Origin of the sequence: Cryobacterium sp. Y50 (assembly GCF_002929805.1) — a bacterium.
In the GTDB taxonomy this organism is placed as follows: Bacteria; Actinomycetota; Actinomycetes; order Actinomycetales; family Microbacteriaceae; genus Cryobacterium.
Window position 1 is genome coordinate 87,070 of the sequence record NZ_PJJM01000091.1, and the last position, 16,385, is coordinate 103,454.

The 16,385-nt window shown below is 63.8% G+C and carries 15 protein-coding genes, 1 tRNA gene and 1 pseudogene; 15 read left to right on the forward strand and 2 right to left on the reverse strand.

From position 1 onward, the window contains the following. Positions 1 to 44 precede the first annotated feature (44 nt). From CXY73_RS10975 to CXY73_RS11040, 14 genes are all read left to right on the forward strand, one after another. Positions 45 to 1,313 (forward strand): glutamate-5-semialdehyde dehydrogenase, encoded by a 1,269-nt coding sequence (locus tag CXY73_RS10975; protein ID WP_104135752.1) that lies wholly within the window; start codon positions 45 to 47, stop codon positions 1,311 to 1,313. Between the two features lie 123 nt (positions 1,314 to 1,436). Beyond that, on the forward strand, positions 1,437 to 1,646 hold the full coding sequence (locus CXY73_RS10980) for a hypothetical protein (protein ID WP_104177726.1): 210 nt from the start codon (positions 1,437 to 1,439) through the stop codon (positions 1,644 to 1,646). A gap of 15 nt (positions 1,647 to 1,661) precedes the next feature. Further along, positions 1,662 to 2,255, forward strand: coding sequence for a nicotinate-nucleotide adenylyltransferase (gene nadD, locus CXY73_RS10985; RefSeq protein WP_104135686.1), 594 nt, complete (start codon positions 1,662 to 1,664; stop codon positions 2,253 to 2,255). Next, positions 2,252 to 3,259, forward strand: coding sequence for a hypothetical protein (locus CXY73_RS10990; RefSeq protein WP_146071729.1), 1,008 nt, complete (start codon positions 2,252 to 2,254; stop codon positions 3,257 to 3,259). Before nadD ends, CXY73_RS10990 begins: the two co-directional genes overlap by 4 nt. A 124-nt stretch (positions 3,260 to 3,383) precedes the next feature. Beyond that, the gene (rsfS, locus tag CXY73_RS10995; RefSeq protein ID WP_104135684.1) at positions 3,384 to 3,797 is read left to right on the forward strand and encodes a ribosome silencing factor; all 414 of its coding nucleotides are present in this window, start codon (positions 3,384 to 3,386) and stop codon (positions 3,795 to 3,797) included. Between the two features lie 73 nt (positions 3,798 to 3,870). Next, a tRNA-Ala gene (locus tag CXY73_RS11000) sits at positions 3,871 to 3,946 on the forward strand. 317 nt (positions 3,947 to 4,263) lie between these two features. Further along, entirely contained in the window at positions 4,264 to 4,608 is a 345-nt protein-coding gene (locus CXY73_RS11005; RefSeq protein ID WP_158253065.1) for an Lsr2 family protein, read from the forward strand. After that, positions 4,532 to 5,011 carry a YchJ family metal-binding protein gene (locus tag CXY73_RS11010; protein ID WP_146071730.1) on the forward strand — a complete coding sequence of 160 codons (480 nt, stop codon included), beginning with the start codon at positions 4,532 to 4,534 and terminating at the stop codon, positions 5,009 to 5,011. Before CXY73_RS11005 ends, CXY73_RS11010 begins: the two co-directional genes overlap by 77 nt. Positions 5,012 to 5,058: 47 nt before the next feature. Further along, positions 5,059 to 5,403, forward strand: coding sequence for a TIGR02611 family protein (locus CXY73_RS11015; protein WP_104135682.1), 345 nt, complete (start codon positions 5,059 to 5,061; stop codon positions 5,401 to 5,403). Positions 5,404 to 5,605: 202 nt separating this feature from the next. Then, a complete protein-coding gene (gene glgX, locus CXY73_RS11020; RefSeq protein ID WP_104177728.1) occupies positions 5,606 to 7,792 on the forward strand; it encodes a glycogen debranching protein GlgX in 2,187 nt (728 codons plus the stop codon). Further along, entirely contained in the window at positions 7,792 to 10,143 is a 2,352-nt protein-coding gene (treY, locus tag CXY73_RS11025) for a malto-oligosyltrehalose synthase (protein ID WP_104135680.1), read from the forward strand. The genes glgX and treY overlap by 1 nt, the downstream gene beginning before the upstream one ends. After that, positions 10,140 to 11,894 (forward strand): malto-oligosyltrehalose trehalohydrolase, encoded by a 1,755-nt coding sequence (gene treZ, locus CXY73_RS11030; RefSeq protein ID WP_104177729.1) that lies wholly within the window; start codon positions 10,140 to 10,142, stop codon positions 11,892 to 11,894. Before treY ends, treZ begins: the two co-directional genes overlap by 4 nt. A 78-nt stretch (positions 11,895 to 11,972) precedes the next feature. After that, positions 11,973 to 12,488, forward strand: coding sequence for a hypothetical protein (locus CXY73_RS11035; protein WP_104135678.1), 516 nt, complete (start codon positions 11,973 to 11,975; stop codon positions 12,486 to 12,488). Then, positions 12,485 to 13,231 (forward strand): enoyl-CoA hydratase/isomerase family protein, encoded by a 747-nt coding sequence (locus CXY73_RS11040; protein WP_104177730.1) that lies wholly within the window; start codon positions 12,485 to 12,487, stop codon positions 13,229 to 13,231. Before CXY73_RS11035 ends, CXY73_RS11040 begins: the two co-directional genes overlap by 4 nt. A gap of 5 nt (positions 13,232 to 13,236) precedes the next feature. On the opposite strand, the gene CXY73_RS21975 is transcribed toward CXY73_RS11040, so the two are convergent. After that, positions 13,237 to 13,386: a hypothetical protein gene (locus tag CXY73_RS21975; RefSeq protein WP_158254107.1), complete on the reverse strand. Its 150-nt coding sequence runs from the start codon at positions 13,384 to 13,386 to the stop codon at positions 13,237 to 13,239. Between the two features lie 359 nt (positions 13,387 to 13,745). Between CXY73_RS21975 and CXY73_RS11045 the strand changes: the two are divergent. Then, positions 13,746 to 14,641: pseudogene (locus CXY73_RS11045) on the forward strand (M20 family metallopeptidase). 20 nt (positions 14,642 to 14,661) lie between these two features. Here CXY73_RS11045 and CXY73_RS11050 read toward each other — a convergent pair. Next, positions 14,662 to 16,385, reverse strand: a 1,724-nt coding sequence (locus CXY73_RS11050) for an HNH endonuclease signature motif containing protein (RefSeq protein WP_233198267.1), incomplete at its 5' end; no start/stop codon positions are given.

Genomic DNA, 16,385 nt, shown 5'->3' on the forward strand with positions numbered 1-16,385 from the left:
AATCGAAATAGCCTCTCGACATGCCCTCCGGTAAACTAAAGGGCATGTTGCAGTCACTGAACGATGTCGCCCAACTCACGCCCACCCTTGAGGCCGCTCGCACCGCTTCCCTGTCACTCGCTTCGGCACCGACGGAGGTGAAGAACAAGGCGCTCAAGTTGATCGCCCAGTCTTTGCGGGAAAACGTCACGGCCATCGTCACAGCGAACCAGGTCGACCTCGATGCCGGGACGACCAACGGTCTGATCGCGGGGCTGCTCGACCGGCTCAAGCTCGACGAGCCACGCATCATGGCTCTCGCTGATTCCGTCGACCAGATCGCCCTGTTGACCGACCCGGTCGGCCAGGTCGTGCGCGGTAGCAGCCTGCCCAACGGTATCAAGATTAGCCAGGTGCGGGTGCCGTTCGGCGTCATCGGCGTCATCTACGAGGCCCGCCCCAATGTCACCGTCGACCTCGCCGCCCTCGCCATCAAGAGCGGCAACGCTGTCGTGCTGCGCGGTGGGTCCGCCGCCGAGAACAGCAACCGAGTTCTCATCGACCTCGTACAGGCCGCCATCGCGGCCGCCGGGCTCGACCCAGACTCGGTGCAGACCATCGATCCCTTCGGCCGCGCAGGCGCGACCGAACTCATGAAAGCACGGGGCTATGTCGATGTGCTCATTCCTCGCGGCAGCGCCAACCTCATTCGCACCGTCGTGACCGAGTCTCAGGTTCCGGTCATTGAAACCGGCGCCGGCGTCGTGCACATTTTCCTCGACGAAACGGCCACCAAGCAGTGGGCGATCGATATCGTGCACAACTCCAAGACCCACCGGCCCAGCGTCTGCAACGCCCTCGAAACCCTGCTCGTGCACCGCAGCGCCGCCGAACGACTTCTGCCCGACGTGCTGGGCAAGCTGGAAGCCTCCGGGGTCACGATTCACGCGGATGCCCGCACCCGCGCCCTCCACCCGACCGCAGTCCCGGCCACCGATGATGACTGGGCCACCGAATATATGAGTCTCGACCTCTCGGTTGCAATCGTGGATTCTCTCGATGAGGCGATTGCGCACATCCGTCGCTATTCGACCGGGCACACAGAGTCGATCATCACCAATGACCTGCAGAATGCGGAGCGGTTCCTGAACGAGGTGGATTCGGCCTCGGTCATGGTCAACACCTCGACTCGGTTCACCGACGGTGGCGAGTTCGGTTTCGGAGCCGAGGTGGGTATTTCCACCCAGAAATTGCATGCCCGCGGCCCGATGGGCTTGCCCGAGCTCACCAGCACCAAGTGGATCGTGCGCGGCACCGGGCAGGTGCGCTCGTAGCTTTGGCCAGGTAACTGCTGGCTGCCGCTAGAATGGGTGCGGCGGCGTGAAACGTCGCACCCGTAATTTGGATATGAAGAGCTCGAGTAACGTGCTTTGCCGTTGTGCCTGAATGGAGAACCGATGTCCTTTGTGACTGCCGTGCTGACCGAGGTCGAGCACATCGCCTTGCCCCTGCCCCTGATTGCCTACCCGATGGTGGCGGCCGTGCTGTTTCTCGCCCTGGGCGTCGTGCTGTGGAGCTTTCGCGATGTCTCCAACCGTCACAGTGGCAAGGCCGACGCCTACGCGGCAGCACACGGCGGACACGGCTCCAGCACCGGTGGCCACTAGAAACCTGATCGTAACGTGACAGTTCGTCGTCCGCGCATCGGCGTGATGGGCGGTACCTTCGACCCCATCCACCACGGACACCTCGTCGCCGCGAGCGAAGTGGCTCAGAGCTTCGACCTCGATGAAGTCGTCTTCGTACCCACCGGGCAGCCCTGGCAGAAAAGCGGTGTGACCCACGGGGAACATCGTTATCTGATGACGGTCATCGCCACCGCGTCAAATCCGCGATTCACCACAAGTCGCGTCGATATCGACCGGGTTGGGCCGACCTATACGATCGACACGCTCCGGGACCTGCACGAGGAACGACCAGACGCCGAACTGTTCTTTATCACCGGAGCGGATGCCATCACGCAGATCCTCGGGTGGAAAGACGTACACGAGCTCTGGCAGCTGGCCCATTTCGTCGCTGTGAGTCGTCCGGGGCATGAGTTGAGCGTTTCGGGTTTACCTAACCAGGACGTAAGCTTATTGGAAGTTCCGGCACTGGCCATTTCGTCCACTGACTGCCGGGCACGGGTCAATCGGGGTTTCCCGGTCTGGTATCTGGTCCCCGACGGGGTCGTCCAGTACATCTCAAAGCATCATCTGTATCGGAGTGTGGCATGACGTTGGGAGAGCCTCAGCCGCTCAGCCGACGTCAGGCGCGTGAACTTGCGCGTCATCAGGAGCCCGTCCCCGTCCTTGACGTGCCCGCGCTGACCCCCGCAGCCCTGCGTCCCGCTGCGCTGGCAGCCCAGGGGAATGCCCCAGCCGCGCGGCGGTCCAGCCGCCATCACACGCCCGACCAAGCCAGCGAACCAGCCGTGCCCGCAGAACCTGAGGCATCCACTGCACCCGTGGAAACGTCGACACCTCCGTCTGTCGTTCCCGCCGCGGAGCACACCCTGAGTCGCCGCGAACTGCGAGCCCTGCAGGCGCGTCAAAACCAATCAGAGCTAGCGGATGCCGTTCCGACAGTGTCAGCGCCAGTCGTACCCGCGACCGAGGTTTCCGAGCACGAGCTGATCGAGGCCGAGCTGATCGAGGCCGAGCTGATCGAGGCCGAGCTGATCGAGGCCGAGCTGATCGAGCCCGAGCTGATCGAGCCGAAGCGGAATGAGTCCACCGGTTGGACTCCGCCCGTCGGTCACTGGTCCGTTGATTCGGGCGAGCAAACGCCGGTGCACGCACCCGAACAGTCGCTAGATGAACTGATCAATCGCGGAATCGGCGCCGGCGGTATCCCGACGACGACGAATGCGCTCATCTTACCGTCGCTTCCGCATCAGGGCCCCAACGTGAGTCCGATCTCCAACACCGGTGAGATCATGATCACGGGATCTTTCGATCTGCCACGCAGCCTTGGCTCGACCGGGGCGCATCCCAACCTGTTTGATTCATCCGAGATGGACCACATGACGGACCAGCTCGATGCGGACCAGCTTGGCGGCGACTCGGCACCGGTCAGCGCCAGTCGCGCCGTGAGTACGCATGCGTCTACTCGCGGCATGCTGACCCCGCCGAAGAAGCAGCGGGCGTCGCTTCCCATGGTTTTGGTCATCACGACCGCGATTCTTGCGGTCAGTGTTCTCACGCTCTTTATCACTGGCTACCTGTCAGGCATTTTCTAGTGCCGCTGCGCGGATCGTTCCCCTCATTTCTGCCGACGCGTCGATATGACGCGTTTTCCTCAGTTCCCCCCTTCATCGCCGCGTGCGCATTCACGCCCCGCGGCATAATCTCAAGGATTCAGTTATGACCACATCGCCTCACGCTCTCGAGCTGCTCAAAATTGCCGTTGCCGCCGCGGATTCGAAGGGAGGCGAAGATCTGGTCGCACTTGATGTGTCCAATCCGCTTCCCCTGGCCGATATCTTCTTCATCGTCACCGGGCGCTCAGAGCGCAACGTCGTTGCCATTGCCGGTGAGATTGAAGACAAACTGATCGAGGCCGGTTACAAGCCGCTGCGTCGTGAAGGGCGCGCTGCCGGACGCTGGGTACTCGTCGACTTCGGTGACCTAGTCGTGCACGTCTTCCACGAGGAAGAGCGCCAGTACTACTCCTTGGAACGCCTCTGGAAGGACTGCCCGGTGATTCCGACCGGGATCCCGGCCAAAGTGGCAGCCGAAGCTGGCGCAGAGGGCGACGTGGAAGAGGTCGCGGAGTAGCTTCGGTTTCGCAGATCACATTCTGTGTTGTAAGCTAACAAAGTTGTTTCGGAGAGGTTTGAAACAACAATCTGGGTCCGTGGCGCAGCTGGTAGCGCACCTGCATGGCATGCAGGGGGTCAGGGGTTCGAATCCCCTCGGATCCACCAAAACAGAAAAAGCCCCGATAATGTCGGGGCTTTTTTGTACTCTTTCCCCGGTTTTCTGAAGCGGGCTGAAGAATGCTGCTATCTTCGTGACAAGTTTTTTCGGGAGTTTCTGCGGGCAATTGCCAGAGTTAGTTGAGTCCACGACCTGCCTGCGCAATAGCGGCATCCTTGCCAGGTTCAAAACTGCCGAAGAAATACCGCGTGGCGGGTATCGGAAAAAGTTTTGGTCAGCGATAATCTCTTAGTGGTTAACCCCACAGGCACGAATTCAATATATGCGTCCCGAATGCATCCCTCATAAATTGGAGATATACAGCATGAAGAAGACCACCGTTCAATTGTTAGATGACCTCGACGGTTCCGTTATCGAGAATGGCTCGGGGGCATCCGTTGCTTTCGCGTTTGAGGGCAACTCCTATGAGGTCGATCTGTCAGAAAAGAATCTCGCTGAATTTCGAGCAGCCTTGAAGCCCTACGCCGACGTTGCCCGCAGAGTTGGCTATGTGCCCGCGAAAGCGCGAGCCGCCAGCGGAGCAAAATCGGATCGTGGTGAGCTCCAGGCAATCCGGGCATGGGCTGCAGCCAATGGCATTCAGGTTTCCGACCGCGGGCGCATTGCCGCGACCGTGCGTGCGGCCTATTCGAGCGCACAGGCCAATTAAGACAGGTTCCGTACTGCACGAGGATTTGCGGTGTCCCTGCCTGAGCGGGGACACCTATTCCGCCTGCTGCGGTCGGTTTCACGTTGGTACGGCCGTTCCTTCCACTGCCCAGTGGTTGATGCGGTCGCGTTACAGTGCCTTTGCGCTCGGTCACGCGCAATACCTGCTGGACAGCTGGCATCCGCTCACTAAGCCCAGCTCGCTCGAATTAGACTCGTCGGTCACTTGGCGTCGGCTCGACATTCTGCGGACCGAGACCGGGGGCATGCTCGATAGCGACGGCGTCGTCGAATTCATTGCCCGCTATCGGCGAGATGGTATTCCTGGGCAGCAGCATGAAGTTAGCCGCTTTCAGAAGGTGGCGGGGCGTTGGTGTTACCTCGACGGCGAATCGGCGGACTGACCTCCCCCGGCAGCGTCTTCCCAGCCATACGTCATAGATTGAATGATATGTCTAACGCCTTCTCCCGCGATATCGCAACCGGTACCGACCCCCGGCACCCGGTGCGTCGCGCGCTGGGTCGGGCACGCGCGTGGGTTGAGGGGCATCCGTATCTGCTCTTCGCCTATCGCCTTGCGGTTGCCCTGCTGGGCACCCTCGTCGTTCTGGTAGGAATCATTCTGGTCCCCCTGCCGGGGCCGGGCTGGCTCATCGTTTTTCTGGGCTTCGCCGTGCTTGGAACGGAGTTCGCCTCGGCTCGACGGGTGGGCGCGTTCCTCAAACGGATCGTCACTCGGGCCTGGGCTTGGTGGCGCGCACGCCGTGATCGCCGCGTTGCGACCTCGATCTCCTAACTCATTCCCCCAGCGACCAGGGCGATCAGAACTTCATCGCGGTAGGTTTACCGGCGAGTGTGCAGAGATGTCGGCGGATGCCTGTAGCGTATTCCTTAAGCGAGCCTCGGTCTGAACTAGGTGCTCGTATTCTGTCCGGCTCCCGTTCGATCTAAACCGTGTTCCATCTTCACACCGTGTCCCTTTCACTCTGAGGAGTCTCATGGAAACCTGGCCCGGAACCGCTTATCCCCTCGGCGCCACCTTTGACGGGAGCGGCACCAACTTCGCCCTATTCAGTGAAGCTGCCCAACGCGTCGAGCTGTGCCTCTTTGATGAAGACGGCGGTGAGACGCGCGTCGAGGTGAGCGAGTCATCCGCTTATATCTGGCACTGCTATCTGCCGCTCGTGCAGCCGGGCCAGCGCTACGGCTATCGGGTGCACGGCGATTACAACCCTGCAGCGGGCGACCGGCTCAACCCGAGCAAGCTGCTGCTCGACCCCTATGCCAAAGCTACGAACGGGGCCATCGACTGGGATCCGTCGCTGTTCTCCTATGACTTCGACGACCCGGACTCCCCGAACGACGAAGATTCCGCCTCGCACGTGATGCTCGGCGTGGTCGTCAACCCCTTCTTTGACTGGACCGGCGACCGGTCGTTGCGCACTCCATACAGTGAGTCCTTGATCTACGAGGCGCACGTCAAGGGACTAACCAAACTGCATCAGTCGGTACCGAAGACCCAGCGGGGTACCTACGCGGGATTGGCGCATCCCTCGGTCATCGACCATCTGCAGAAATTAGGGGTGACGGCCATCGAACTCATGCCGGTGCACCAGTTCGTGAACGATGGCACCCTCATGGAGCAGGGTCTGAACAACTACTGGGGCTACAACTCGATCGGATTCTTCGCGCCGCACAACACATATTCCTCCACCGGCGATCTTGGTCAGCAGGTGCAGGAATTCAAAGGCATGGTGCGCAGCCTGCATGCCGCCGGAATCGAAGTCATCCTCGACGTGGTCTACAACCACACCGCCGAGGGCAACCATATGGGGCCGACCCTGTCGTTCAAAGGCATCGACAATGAGGCCTACTACCGTCTTATGGACGACGACAAGCGCTATTACATGGACTACACCGGCACCGGTAACACCCTCAATGTTCGGCACCCGCACGTGCTGCAGCTCATCATGGATTCGTTGCGCTACTGGGTGCTCGAGATGCACGTTGACGGCTTTCGGTTCGATCTGGCCTCCGCTCTCGCCCGAGACCTGTACGAAGTCGACAAACTCTCCACTTTCTTCGAGCTCGTGCAGCAGGACCCGATCGTGTCGCAGGTCAAGCTCATTGCCGAGCCGTGGGACGTCGGGCCCGGCGGCTACCAGGTCGGCAATTTTCCCTCGCAGTGGTCGGAATGGAACGGCAAGTACCGCGACACCGTGCGGGATTTCTGGCGCGGAGAGCCATCTACACTCGGCGAGTTCGCCTCGCGCGTGGCCGGGTCGGCCGACCTGTACGAGCATTCGGGGCGTCGCCCGATGGCCTCGATCAACTTCGTCACGGCGCACGACGGATTCACCATCGCTGACCTCGTGTCGTACAACGAAAAACACAACGACGCCAACGGTGAAGACAACAACGACGGCGAATCGCACAACCGGTCTTGGAACCTTGGCGTCGAGGGTCCTACAGACGACCCCGAGATTCGTGGGCTGCGTGCCCGTCAGGCGCGCAATTTTATTGCCACCCTGTTGCTGTCGCAGGGGGTTCCTATGCTGTTGCACGGCGACGAACTGGGCCGCACCCAACTCGGCAATAACAACAGTTATGCGCAGGATTCCGAACTGACCTGGGTGCACTGGGACGAAGCCGACCTGCCCCTGATCGAATTCACAGCGGCGGTCTCTCGCCTACGCCGAGAGCACCCGACGTTTCGGCGCAGCCGGTTCTTCGACGGGCGCCCGGGCAAAAGGGTGGCGGGGGAGTCCCTGCCCGACATCGTCTGGCTCAACACCGACGGTGAGCCGATGGCGTCAGAAGATTGGGACGAGAATTTGGCTCGCACGTTGGCCAAGTTTCTCAACGGCAACGGAATCCGCGAGCGTGACGCGCGCGGGCAAGACGTCGTCGACGTCAATTTTCTGCTGCTGTTCAACGCGGATGCCGAGGACATCGAATTCAAGCTGCCGCCCGTTGAATATGCCCCGGCCTGGGAGATCGTCGTCGACACCGCCGGTGAGGGGGCCGATTCCATTGCCCGTCCGGCCGGAGCCAGTCAAACGGTAGCTGGTCGGTCCCTCGTGGTAATGCGCGCCTATCACGAACCCGAAGCTAACCCGGATCATTCGGTGGCCGCGTCACTCGCGGGCAACACCGGGTTGATAACCCTCCCGGTCTTGACCTGATGTCGGTGCCGCTGAGTACCTACCGGCTGCAGATCACGGCCGGATTCGACCTTGATGCAGCGGCCAAAATCGTGGACTACGTGGGCTCTCTCGGTGCCGACTGGGTCTACCTGTCGCCGCTGTTGAAAGCCGAACCCGGATCGGATCACGGCTATGACGTGGTTGACCACTCGCTGGTCGACCCGGCCCGTGGCGGTGCGGCGGGGCTCGTCCGGCTTGCGGCGGCGGCGCATCAGGCCGGTCGGGGCGTGCTCGTAGACATTGTGCCCAATCATGTGGGTGTCGCCAGCCCGGTGCAGAACGCCTGGTGGTGGGACCTGCTGCAGAACGGTCAGCAGTCGCGTTACGCCGAGGCCTTTGACGTCGACTGGGCGTTCGGTCATGGCAAGATTCGTATTCCGGTTCTCGGCGATGATGGTTTGGACGGCCGCACGGAACTCGACCGGCTCGAGATCGTGGACGGCGAGCTGCGCTACTTCTCCATGCGTTATCCGCTGGCCTCCGGAACCGCCGACGATGGAGCAAGCCCCATCGTCGTGCACGATCGACAGAATTATGAGCTCGTGAACTGGCGTCGCGCCGACACCGAGTTGAATTACCGCCGATTCTTTGCGGTGAACAGTCTCGCCGGCATCCGGGTCGAGGTGCCCTGGGTGTTCGAGGAATCGCACCGTGAGATCGTGCGCTGGGTACGCGACGGCCTCGTGCAGGGCCTGCGGGTCGACCACCCCGACGGGCTCGCCGATCCGGCCGGCTACCTGGAATCCCTGCGGCGGGCCACCAATGGCTGCTACGTTCTGATCGAGAAGATCCTGGAAGGGCGCGAGGCGGTGCCGGCCAGCTGGGCGACCGCCGGCACCACCGGTTATGACGCCCTCGCCGACGTCGACCGGGTGCTCGTCGATCCGGCCGGCCAAGAGCCTCTCGACGCGCTCGAGACCAGGCTGCAGGGCGTTGCCACCGGCTGGTCCGACTTGGTTTATCGCAACAAGCGTGACGTGACCGACGGCATTCTGCGTTCCGAGGTGCTGCGTATCGCCCGACTCGTGCCGAGCGATGCGGAAAACCTGGAACCCACAATTGAGGCTCTGGCCGACCTGCTGGCCTGGTTTCCGGTCTATCGCTCCTACCTGCCCGTTGGCCTGGAGAACCTGCGCGAGGCGGCTCGCCGCTCGGCCTTCCAGCGCCCGGAACTGCAGTCCGAGATCGACCGGCTGCTGCCCCTGCTAGGCGACCCGGGACATCTGGCCGCAGTGCGGTTTCAACAGACCTCGGGCATGGTCATGGCCAAGGGTGTGGAAGATCGGGCTTACTACCGATTCAGTCGGCTGACCTCGCTCAACGAGGTCGGTGCCGACCCCGACGAGTTCGCTGTGACGGCGCCTGAATTTCACGAGCGGCAGCGCACGCGGCAGGCGGGTTTTCCGCACTCGATGACGACGCTGTCGACCCACGACACCAAACGCGGCGAAGACGTGCGCGCACGCATTGCGGTGTTCGCCGAGATCCCCGCCGAGTGGGAGGCCGCGCTCGGGCAGCTGCGGGCGGCGCATCCGCTCAATGATGCGCCTTTCGAGAATCTGCTCTGGCAAGCCATCGTGGGTGCCTGGCCTGCCAGCAGGGAGCGGCTCGCCGCCTATGCGCTCAAGGCCGCGCGCGAAGCTGGCACGGCGACTACCTGGACGCAGTCGAACGCCGGTTTCGAAGCGGCTCTCGGCGACCTCGTCACGGCCGCCGTCGCGTCGGGGCCGACCCGCGAACTCCTCATCGCACTGGTTGACCGGCTGCAGCAGCCCGGGTGGAGCAATTCACTCACCCAGAAGCTGCTGCAGCTGACCATGCCGGGCGTCCCCGACGTCTACCAAGGCAGCGAGCTGTGGGAGACATCGCTCGTCGACCCCGACAATCGTCGCCCGGTCGACTATGCGCGGCGCCGAGACCTGCTGACCCGCCTTGAGAACGGATGGCTCCCGCCGGTCGACGAGACCGGCGCGGCCAAGCTGCTGGTCACCTCCAGCGCCCTGCATCTGCGCCGCGACCGGCCGGACCTGTTCACCCGCTACCTGCCCGTACCCGCCTTCGGCCCGGCCTCGAACAACGTTGTGGCGTTCGACCGCGGCGGGGCGATCACCCTGACCACGCGGCTGCCGATTGGGCTGCATGAGGCCGGCGGCTGGGGCGACACGGCCATCGCCGTGGCCGGTCGCACCGTTGTCGATGTGCTCACTCGCCAGCGCTTTGACGGCCCGAGCCTGCGAGTCGCCGATGTGCTGGCCCGCTATCCGGTGGCGTTATTAGTGGCTGCCGATGACCGAGTCCGCCCGCCCAACCGCATCGGACGATACGCATGAATGAGCAGAAATTCGAGGTCTGGGCACCCGACGCGCAGACCATGCACCTGATGTTGGGTACTAGACGGCTGGAACTTGCCGCGCGCGACGACGGCTGGTGGGAACTCCCGGCATCCGCTCGACCGGCGGTGCACTCCGAGTTCGACTACGGCTTCATCGTGGACGGGCGCGGGCCGTACGCTGATCCGCGATCGCGGCGGCAGCCTGCCGGGGTGCACGCCCTGTCGCGCAGTTTCGATGTGTCGGCCCATATCTGGCAAGACGCCAGCTGGACCGGTCGACAGCTGGCCGGCGCCGTCATCTATGAGCTGCACCTCGGAACGTTCACACCAGAGGGCACCCTCGAAGCGGCCGCCACGCGGCTAGATCACCTGCAATCGATCGGCGTCGACTTCGTCGAGCTGTTACCGGTGAACGCCTTCAACGGCACCCACAACTGGGGCTACGACGGTGTGCTCTGGTACGCCGTGCACGAAGGTTATGGCGGTCCGGCCGCGTACCAGACGTTCGTCGATTCCTGTCACCAGCGTGGTATCGGTGTCATTCAGGATGTCGTCTACAACCACCTCGGTCCGAGTGGCAATTATCTGCGACAGTTCGGTCCGTACCTGAGTGAGGCCGCCGGTAATACCTGGGGATCCTCACTCAACCTCGACGGGCCGCACTCCGACCCGGTGCGCCGCTACATTCTCGACAACGCACTTATGTGGCTCGGCGACTACCACGTCGACGGCCTGCGACTCGACGCCGTGCACGCGCTGCGCGACAGCAGTGCCACCCACCTGCTCGAACAACTCGCCGTCGAGGTCGCCGCGCTCAGCGCTAAGACCGGGCGGCCACTCACCCTGATCGCCGAATCCGACTTGAACGACCCGCGCCTCATTACCTCTCGAGAGGCGAACGGTTACGGCATCGACGCCCAGTGGAGCGACGACTTTCATCATGCCGTGCACGTCGCCCTCACCGGGGAAACCTCGGGATACTACGCCGACTTCGAGCCGCTCGACGCACTGGCCAAGGTACTCACCCACGGGTTTTTTCACGACGGCACCTATTCGAGTTTTCGCGAGCGCACCCATGGTCGCCGTATCGACCGGGAACGGACACCCACCTGGCGGCTGGTCGTCGCTTCCCAGAATCACGACCAGATCGGCAACCGGGCAGTTGGTGACCGGCTCAGCGCCCAGCTGGATGTCGGCCAGCTCGCGATTGCCGCGGCGCTGACCCTGCTCGGGCCGTATACGCCAATGCTGTTCATGGGGGAGGAATGGGGAGCGACGACGCCCTGGCAGTTCTTCACCTCGCATCCCGAACCCGAACTCGGCACGGCAACGGCCACCGGACGCATCAGCGAGTTTGCCCGCATGGGCTGGGATCCGCCGATCGTCCCGGACCCGCAGGACCCGGTGACGCTTGAGCGCTCCAAGCTCAACTGGAGCGAACAGGTCGAGCCCGAGCACGCTCGACTGCTCGAGTTCTACCGTGCGCTGGCGGTGCTGCGCCGCACACATCCCGACGTCACCGATCCCCGGTTCGACCAGATCGCCGTCGAATGTGATGCGGCCGAGGGGTGGCTGCGGCTGCATCGTGGCCGCACCAAGATTCTGATCAACCTCGGCGAGCGTTCGGTGCGCATCCCGGCCGGCGGGGGAGAGATCGTGCTCGCCTTCGCCACCGCTGGCGATGCCGTACAGGGCCGACTGCCCAACGCCCTGCAGCTGGCCCCGCACTCGGTCGTCGTACTGGCTTGATCTGTTCAAACGACGCCTTGGGTCTGGCAAGATAGGGCTGCTGCCTCCAGTCGCAGCCGATTTGACGAGGGACCACGCATGGGATCATTTCTGGCGCCGACAACGGCGGCCGCGCTCGAGCGGTTGCTGACGCTGCAAACGGATGCCGCGGGCTCGTCCCTGGATCGGCTGCGGGCCATCCGCTTGCTGCAGACCGCTCTCGATAATGACCCAGCCACCCTCGCCGCCGTTCGCGGCGCCCTCGCGGACGACGTGCCATGGGATCAGATCGCTGATGCGACCGGACTCAAACCTCCGGCGGCAAAATGGCGTTGGGGCGGCACCGACGACGAGATCAGCGCCCGCCTCGAAGCCGGCCGCAAACGATCCGTGCGGCCGAGCAGCGTGCCGACCGACCTCCCCGGGCTGTCCGTCGCCGATGCAGCGGCCGAACGTGGTGTGAGTGCCCAGGCCATCTACCTGCAGGTGCGGCGTGGCACCCTGGTCAGCCGCACGGTGACCCTGCCCGACGGCCGCAGCTACAAGCGGGTGTTCCCGGCCGGCACGACTGACCCCGATTCCAGCCCCGACCTCAACGGAGACGTCCCACAATGACCAGTACCCCGAACACCCTCACGATTGAGCGCCGCGACGACCGAGTACACGTGCAACTGGACCGGCCCGACGTGCGCAACGCCATCGACCAGAGCATGATCGGTGAGCTGCATGCAATTTGCGCCGAACTGGAGCAGCAGCCGCGCATCCTGATCATCAGCGGCGTGAACGGTGTCTTCGCCTCGGGCGCCGATATCGCCCAGCTGCGTGAACGCCGCCGCGACGACGCGCTGCTCGGCATCAATTCCGGGCTGTTCTCACGCATCGCGAAGCTGCCGATGCCGGTGATCGCCGCGATCGACGGCTGGGCGCTCGGCGGCGGCGCCGAACTGGCCTATGCGGCCGACTTTCGCATTGCCTCCACGAGCGCCCGGATCGGAAATCCAGAGACAGCCCTCGGCATTCTGCCTGCCGCCGGTGCGCTCTGGCGACTGGCCGAGCTCGTCGGTGAGCCGGTGGCCAAGGAGATCATCCTGGCCGGACGCATCCTGAGCGCCCTAGAATGCCTTGCCGTGCATCTGGTCACCGAGCTGCACGACCCCGACGACCTGCTCACTGCTGCCCACGCGCTGGCCGACCGCATCGCCGCGCAGGACCCGCTGGCGACCCGTCTGGCCAAGGAAGTTTTCCACGCTCCGCGGGCGGCACATCCACTCGTCGACAATGTCGCCCAGTCGATTCTGTTCGAATCCGAGGCCAAGTTCACTCGAATGGACGCCTTCCTCGCCCGTCGAAAGCACTGACAGGTTCAGTCCGGCGGGCTGGGGGCGCGGCGGGCGACGGAGTCCTGTCCCCGGGAGATCCAGATGAACGCACCCATAAGTGGAAACGCCGGAATGATGAGCTGCCAGATGGCGACGACGACCACGGCTATAGCGGTGACGGTGCCAATAGACATCGCTACCCATTCCATGATTACTCGCTTGTTGCGCCCAGTATCGCATCCGCAGTGCATTCGCGCGGGGGTGTGACCCACTCGGCTGTCGCTGCGGCAAATTCAGAACGAGGCCAGACTCGTTCAGCGATAGACGCTAAGCCACCGACAACGCTCCGCCATATTGGGAACAGTCGAGGTTAGGTGCGCCAGGGTGGTTCTGGGCTGGGGGTGTTGGCTGGGTGGGTGTGGGCGGGGCGCCAGGTTTGCGTTGGGTCCCAGANTCCGCAGAGTGCTATCAATGCTAGCAAAAAAGGGTGTGGTCGCACAGGATGATCGGTGAAATACTCCCGACGGTAGGACACTTTCCTTCGCTCCACCGCCTGAGGCGGCGCTGCCAAAATTGCTGTCATACCCAACCCGACCTGCGTTACCGACTGCATCAGGAACCCGAAATCGGGCTGCAGCTGACGCGCACCCAGGAGAAAGTACTCGGGGCCCCACGGCCTTCCCGACGAGATCACGCTCGGGACCGCCACCACCTCGGTGACGGCGGTGCTGCGCGGAACCGGCGCGGCGGCATCCGCTTAACGGCCAGTCGTCTTGCTGCGCGGCGATATGGATGCGCTGCCCCTTCGAGAACGCACCGGGGTTGAGTTCAGCTCGCGCATCGACGGCGCCATGCACGCCTGCGGTCACGACCTGCACGTTCTCATAACCGGCGCCCCCAACGGGCAATTCGCGAGCAGCGCCGGCACCCTGACGTCGGCCAGCGATGGCCTGACGGTGACGGTACATGGGGCCGGAGAGCACGGTTTCGCTCCGCACAATGCGCAGGATCCGGTGACCGTCATCGCCGAAATGGTCACCGCATTACAGGTGCTGGTCACTCGCCAGTTCGATATGTTCGACCCGGTGGTGCTCTCGATCGGGTTGCTGCAGGCCGGAACCAAGCGCAATATCATTCCCGAATCAGCGCGGCTGGAGGCGACCGTGCGTTCTTACACGCCCCAGTCGCGGGAGAAGCTGGCACGCGTCGTGCCCCGGCTGCGCGAGGGCATGGCGAACCCGCTCAGCGGCTCCGAAGACTTCTCGCGGGTGTTGCAACAGGTTTCCGGGACCCTCGTCTTTCTCTCGGCCGTGCCAAGAAAAGCGGATGCGGCCGCCGCCTTCAACCACTCCCCCGACTACCTTCGACGACGATGTCCTGGCCGACGGAACCGCCCTGTACACCCAGCTGGCGCTGTCACGGGTGGCCGAGTTGGCGGGCTTGGAGTGACTACGATCTTCCAGCCGTGACTACTGCCGAGTTTCGCAGGAAGAGGAACGGAAAAACTGGGCAACCGTAGGGCAAGCACCTACTAGGTGCGCCAGGGTGGTTCTGGGCTGGGGGTGTTGGCTGGGTGGGTGTGGGCGGGGCGCCAGGTTTGCGTTGGGTCCCAGAGGAGTGGGCCGCGTACCTGGGGTCGGCCGTTGATCATGCGGATGGTCCAGCCGNAGGAGTGGGCCGCGTACCTGGGGTCGGCCGTTGATCATGCGGATGGTCCAGCCGTTGGTGTTGATGGTGTGGTGGTGGAACCAGCACAACAGTGTTCCGTTGTCGAGGTCGGTCGGGCCGCCCTGCTCCCAGGGGAGTATGTGGTGTACTTCGGTCCAGCGGGCGGGGATGGTGCAGCCGGGAATGATGCAGCCTCCGTCGCGCGCGGCGATTGCGGCGCGTTGTTTGGCGGTGAAGCACCGCACCTTCTCGCCGAGGTAGAGGATGGCGCCGTGGTCGTCGATGATGACGCTTTGGGCGCCACCGGTGCAGATGGTTTCTTTCACTCTGCGCATCGAGATGGGTGCGTCGAGGCCATCGATCCAGCCAACACCGCGGTCGTTGTCGAGGTCGTTGGCGTTGATGTGGATCATGACGGTGGGGGCGGCGCCGCCCATGGTCGGGGTTTTCGGGTCGCGGGCGGCCGCTTCGAACACAGTGCGGAGGATGTCGGCGCGTTTCTCACCCGCGGTGCGGTGGTCGCCGTCGAAACGGGTATCGCCGGTGAACGGGTCGGCGCTGAACGGGTCGGCGCTGAAGCGCTCACCGTCGACGCCGGCGTCTGCGTTCGGGTCGTCGATGTGCAGGCCGCTCAACGCGGTGACGGCGCTGTCAGCCGGATCGGTGGGTTCAAACCGCGGCGTACGCGACCGAGCCGATAGATGAGTATCGAAGAGGGTGTCCATGATGCCGCGCAGCTCGGGGGTGACGTCGGCGCGCAGCGGATAGAGCCCGTTGCGCAGCAGCCCGAATGTGAGGGTGCTTTTTGCTTCGACGGCGTCGTCGCCCGGGGCGGTGCCGTCGGGGTCGAGCCGTCCCTGCCACTCCAAAGCTTGCGCCCGCAGCATGTCCGGCGCGAAGCGGATGCCCGCGCCCGGCAGCCCGGCGGTCTCCGGCGTGATCGCCCCGGTCGCCGACGCCACGAGGGCACGTTCGACGTGGTCGAGGTCGTCTTGTAGTACCTTCCCGTGCAGGGCGGTGAGGGTGCTCGCGATGATCTCGGCCGCCTCGATGCCGAGTTCGCCGCTACCCAGCGCGTCGGCGATGACCGGGTACCGAGCGGGGACCGGCAGGCCCAGCGGCGTGCGTTCCACCGCTGTCTCGCCAAGTTTCAGGCGCCGCTTGGCCTCACGGCCAGAGATACCGGCAAGCTGGGTGATGAAATCTACCTTGCTGCGGCATCCGTTTCGGTAGGCCAACGACCCATTGCCGAGGTCGGTTTCGGCCCGCGCACCCATGTCGGCGGTCGACCGTAGCCTGGCTCCATCAACCTTGCGGCCCAGCCCTTCGAGCGCCGCAAGCACCGCCACCGCTTCGGAGTCATCCAGCTGACCAAACCGCACCCCGTCTAACGCCCCTGCCAGAATCGCACCGGCCTGAGCAATCGCCGCCACCCGAGAGGCGGGCTCCGGGATTGAACCGGCTGCTGCGGGCGGGGCGGTGAGGGTCATGGCGACGGCGCCTCCTTCACCCACAATTATAGCGC

Bases quoted from the DNA above. Each gene is read 5' to 3' on its own strand.
- CXY73_RS10975 (WP_104135752.1), top strand. From the start codon at position 45: ATGTTGCAGTCACTGAACGATGTCGCCCAACTCACGCCCACCCTTGAG.
- CXY73_RS10980 (WP_104177726.1), top strand. From the start codon at position 1,437: ATGTCCTTTGTGACTGCCGTGCTGACCGAGGTCGAGCACATCGCCTTG.
- CXY73_RS10990 (WP_146071729.1), top strand. From the start codon at position 2,252: ATGACGTTGGGAGAGCCTCAGCCGCTCAGCCGACGTCAGGCGCGTGAA.
- rsfS (WP_104135684.1), top strand. From the start codon at position 3,384: ATGACCACATCGCCTCACGCTCTCGAGCTGCTCAAAATTGCCGTTGCC.
- CXY73_RS11005 (WP_158253065.1), top strand. From the start codon at position 4,264: ATGAAGAAGACCACCGTTCAATTGTTAGATGACCTCGACGGTTCCGTT.
- CXY73_RS11010 (WP_146071730.1), top strand. From the start codon at position 4,532: ATGGCATTCAGGTTTCCGACCGCGGGCGCATTGCCGCGACCGTGCGTG.
- CXY73_RS11015 (WP_104135682.1), top strand. From the start codon at position 5,059: ATGTCTAACGCCTTCTCCCGCGATATCGCAACCGGTACCGACCCCCGG.
- glgX (WP_104177728.1), top strand. From the start codon at position 5,606: ATGGAAACCTGGCCCGGAACCGCTTATCCCCTCGGCGCCACCTTTGAC.
- treY (WP_104135680.1), top strand. From the start codon at position 7,792: ATGTCGGTGCCGCTGAGTACCTACCGGCTGCAGATCACGGCCGGATTC.
- treZ (WP_104177729.1), top strand. From the start codon at position 10,140: ATGAATGAGCAGAAATTCGAGGTCTGGGCACCCGACGCGCAGACCATG.
- CXY73_RS11035 (WP_104135678.1), top strand. From the start codon at position 11,973: ATGGGATCATTTCTGGCGCCGACAACGGCGGCCGCGCTCGAGCGGTTG.
- CXY73_RS11040 (WP_104177730.1), top strand. From the start codon at position 12,485: ATGACCAGTACCCCGAACACCCTCACGATTGAGCGCCGCGACGACCGA.
- CXY73_RS21975 (WP_158254107.1), bottom strand. From the start codon at position 13,386: ATGTCTATTGGCACCGTCACCGCTATAGCCGTGGTCGTCGTCGCCATC.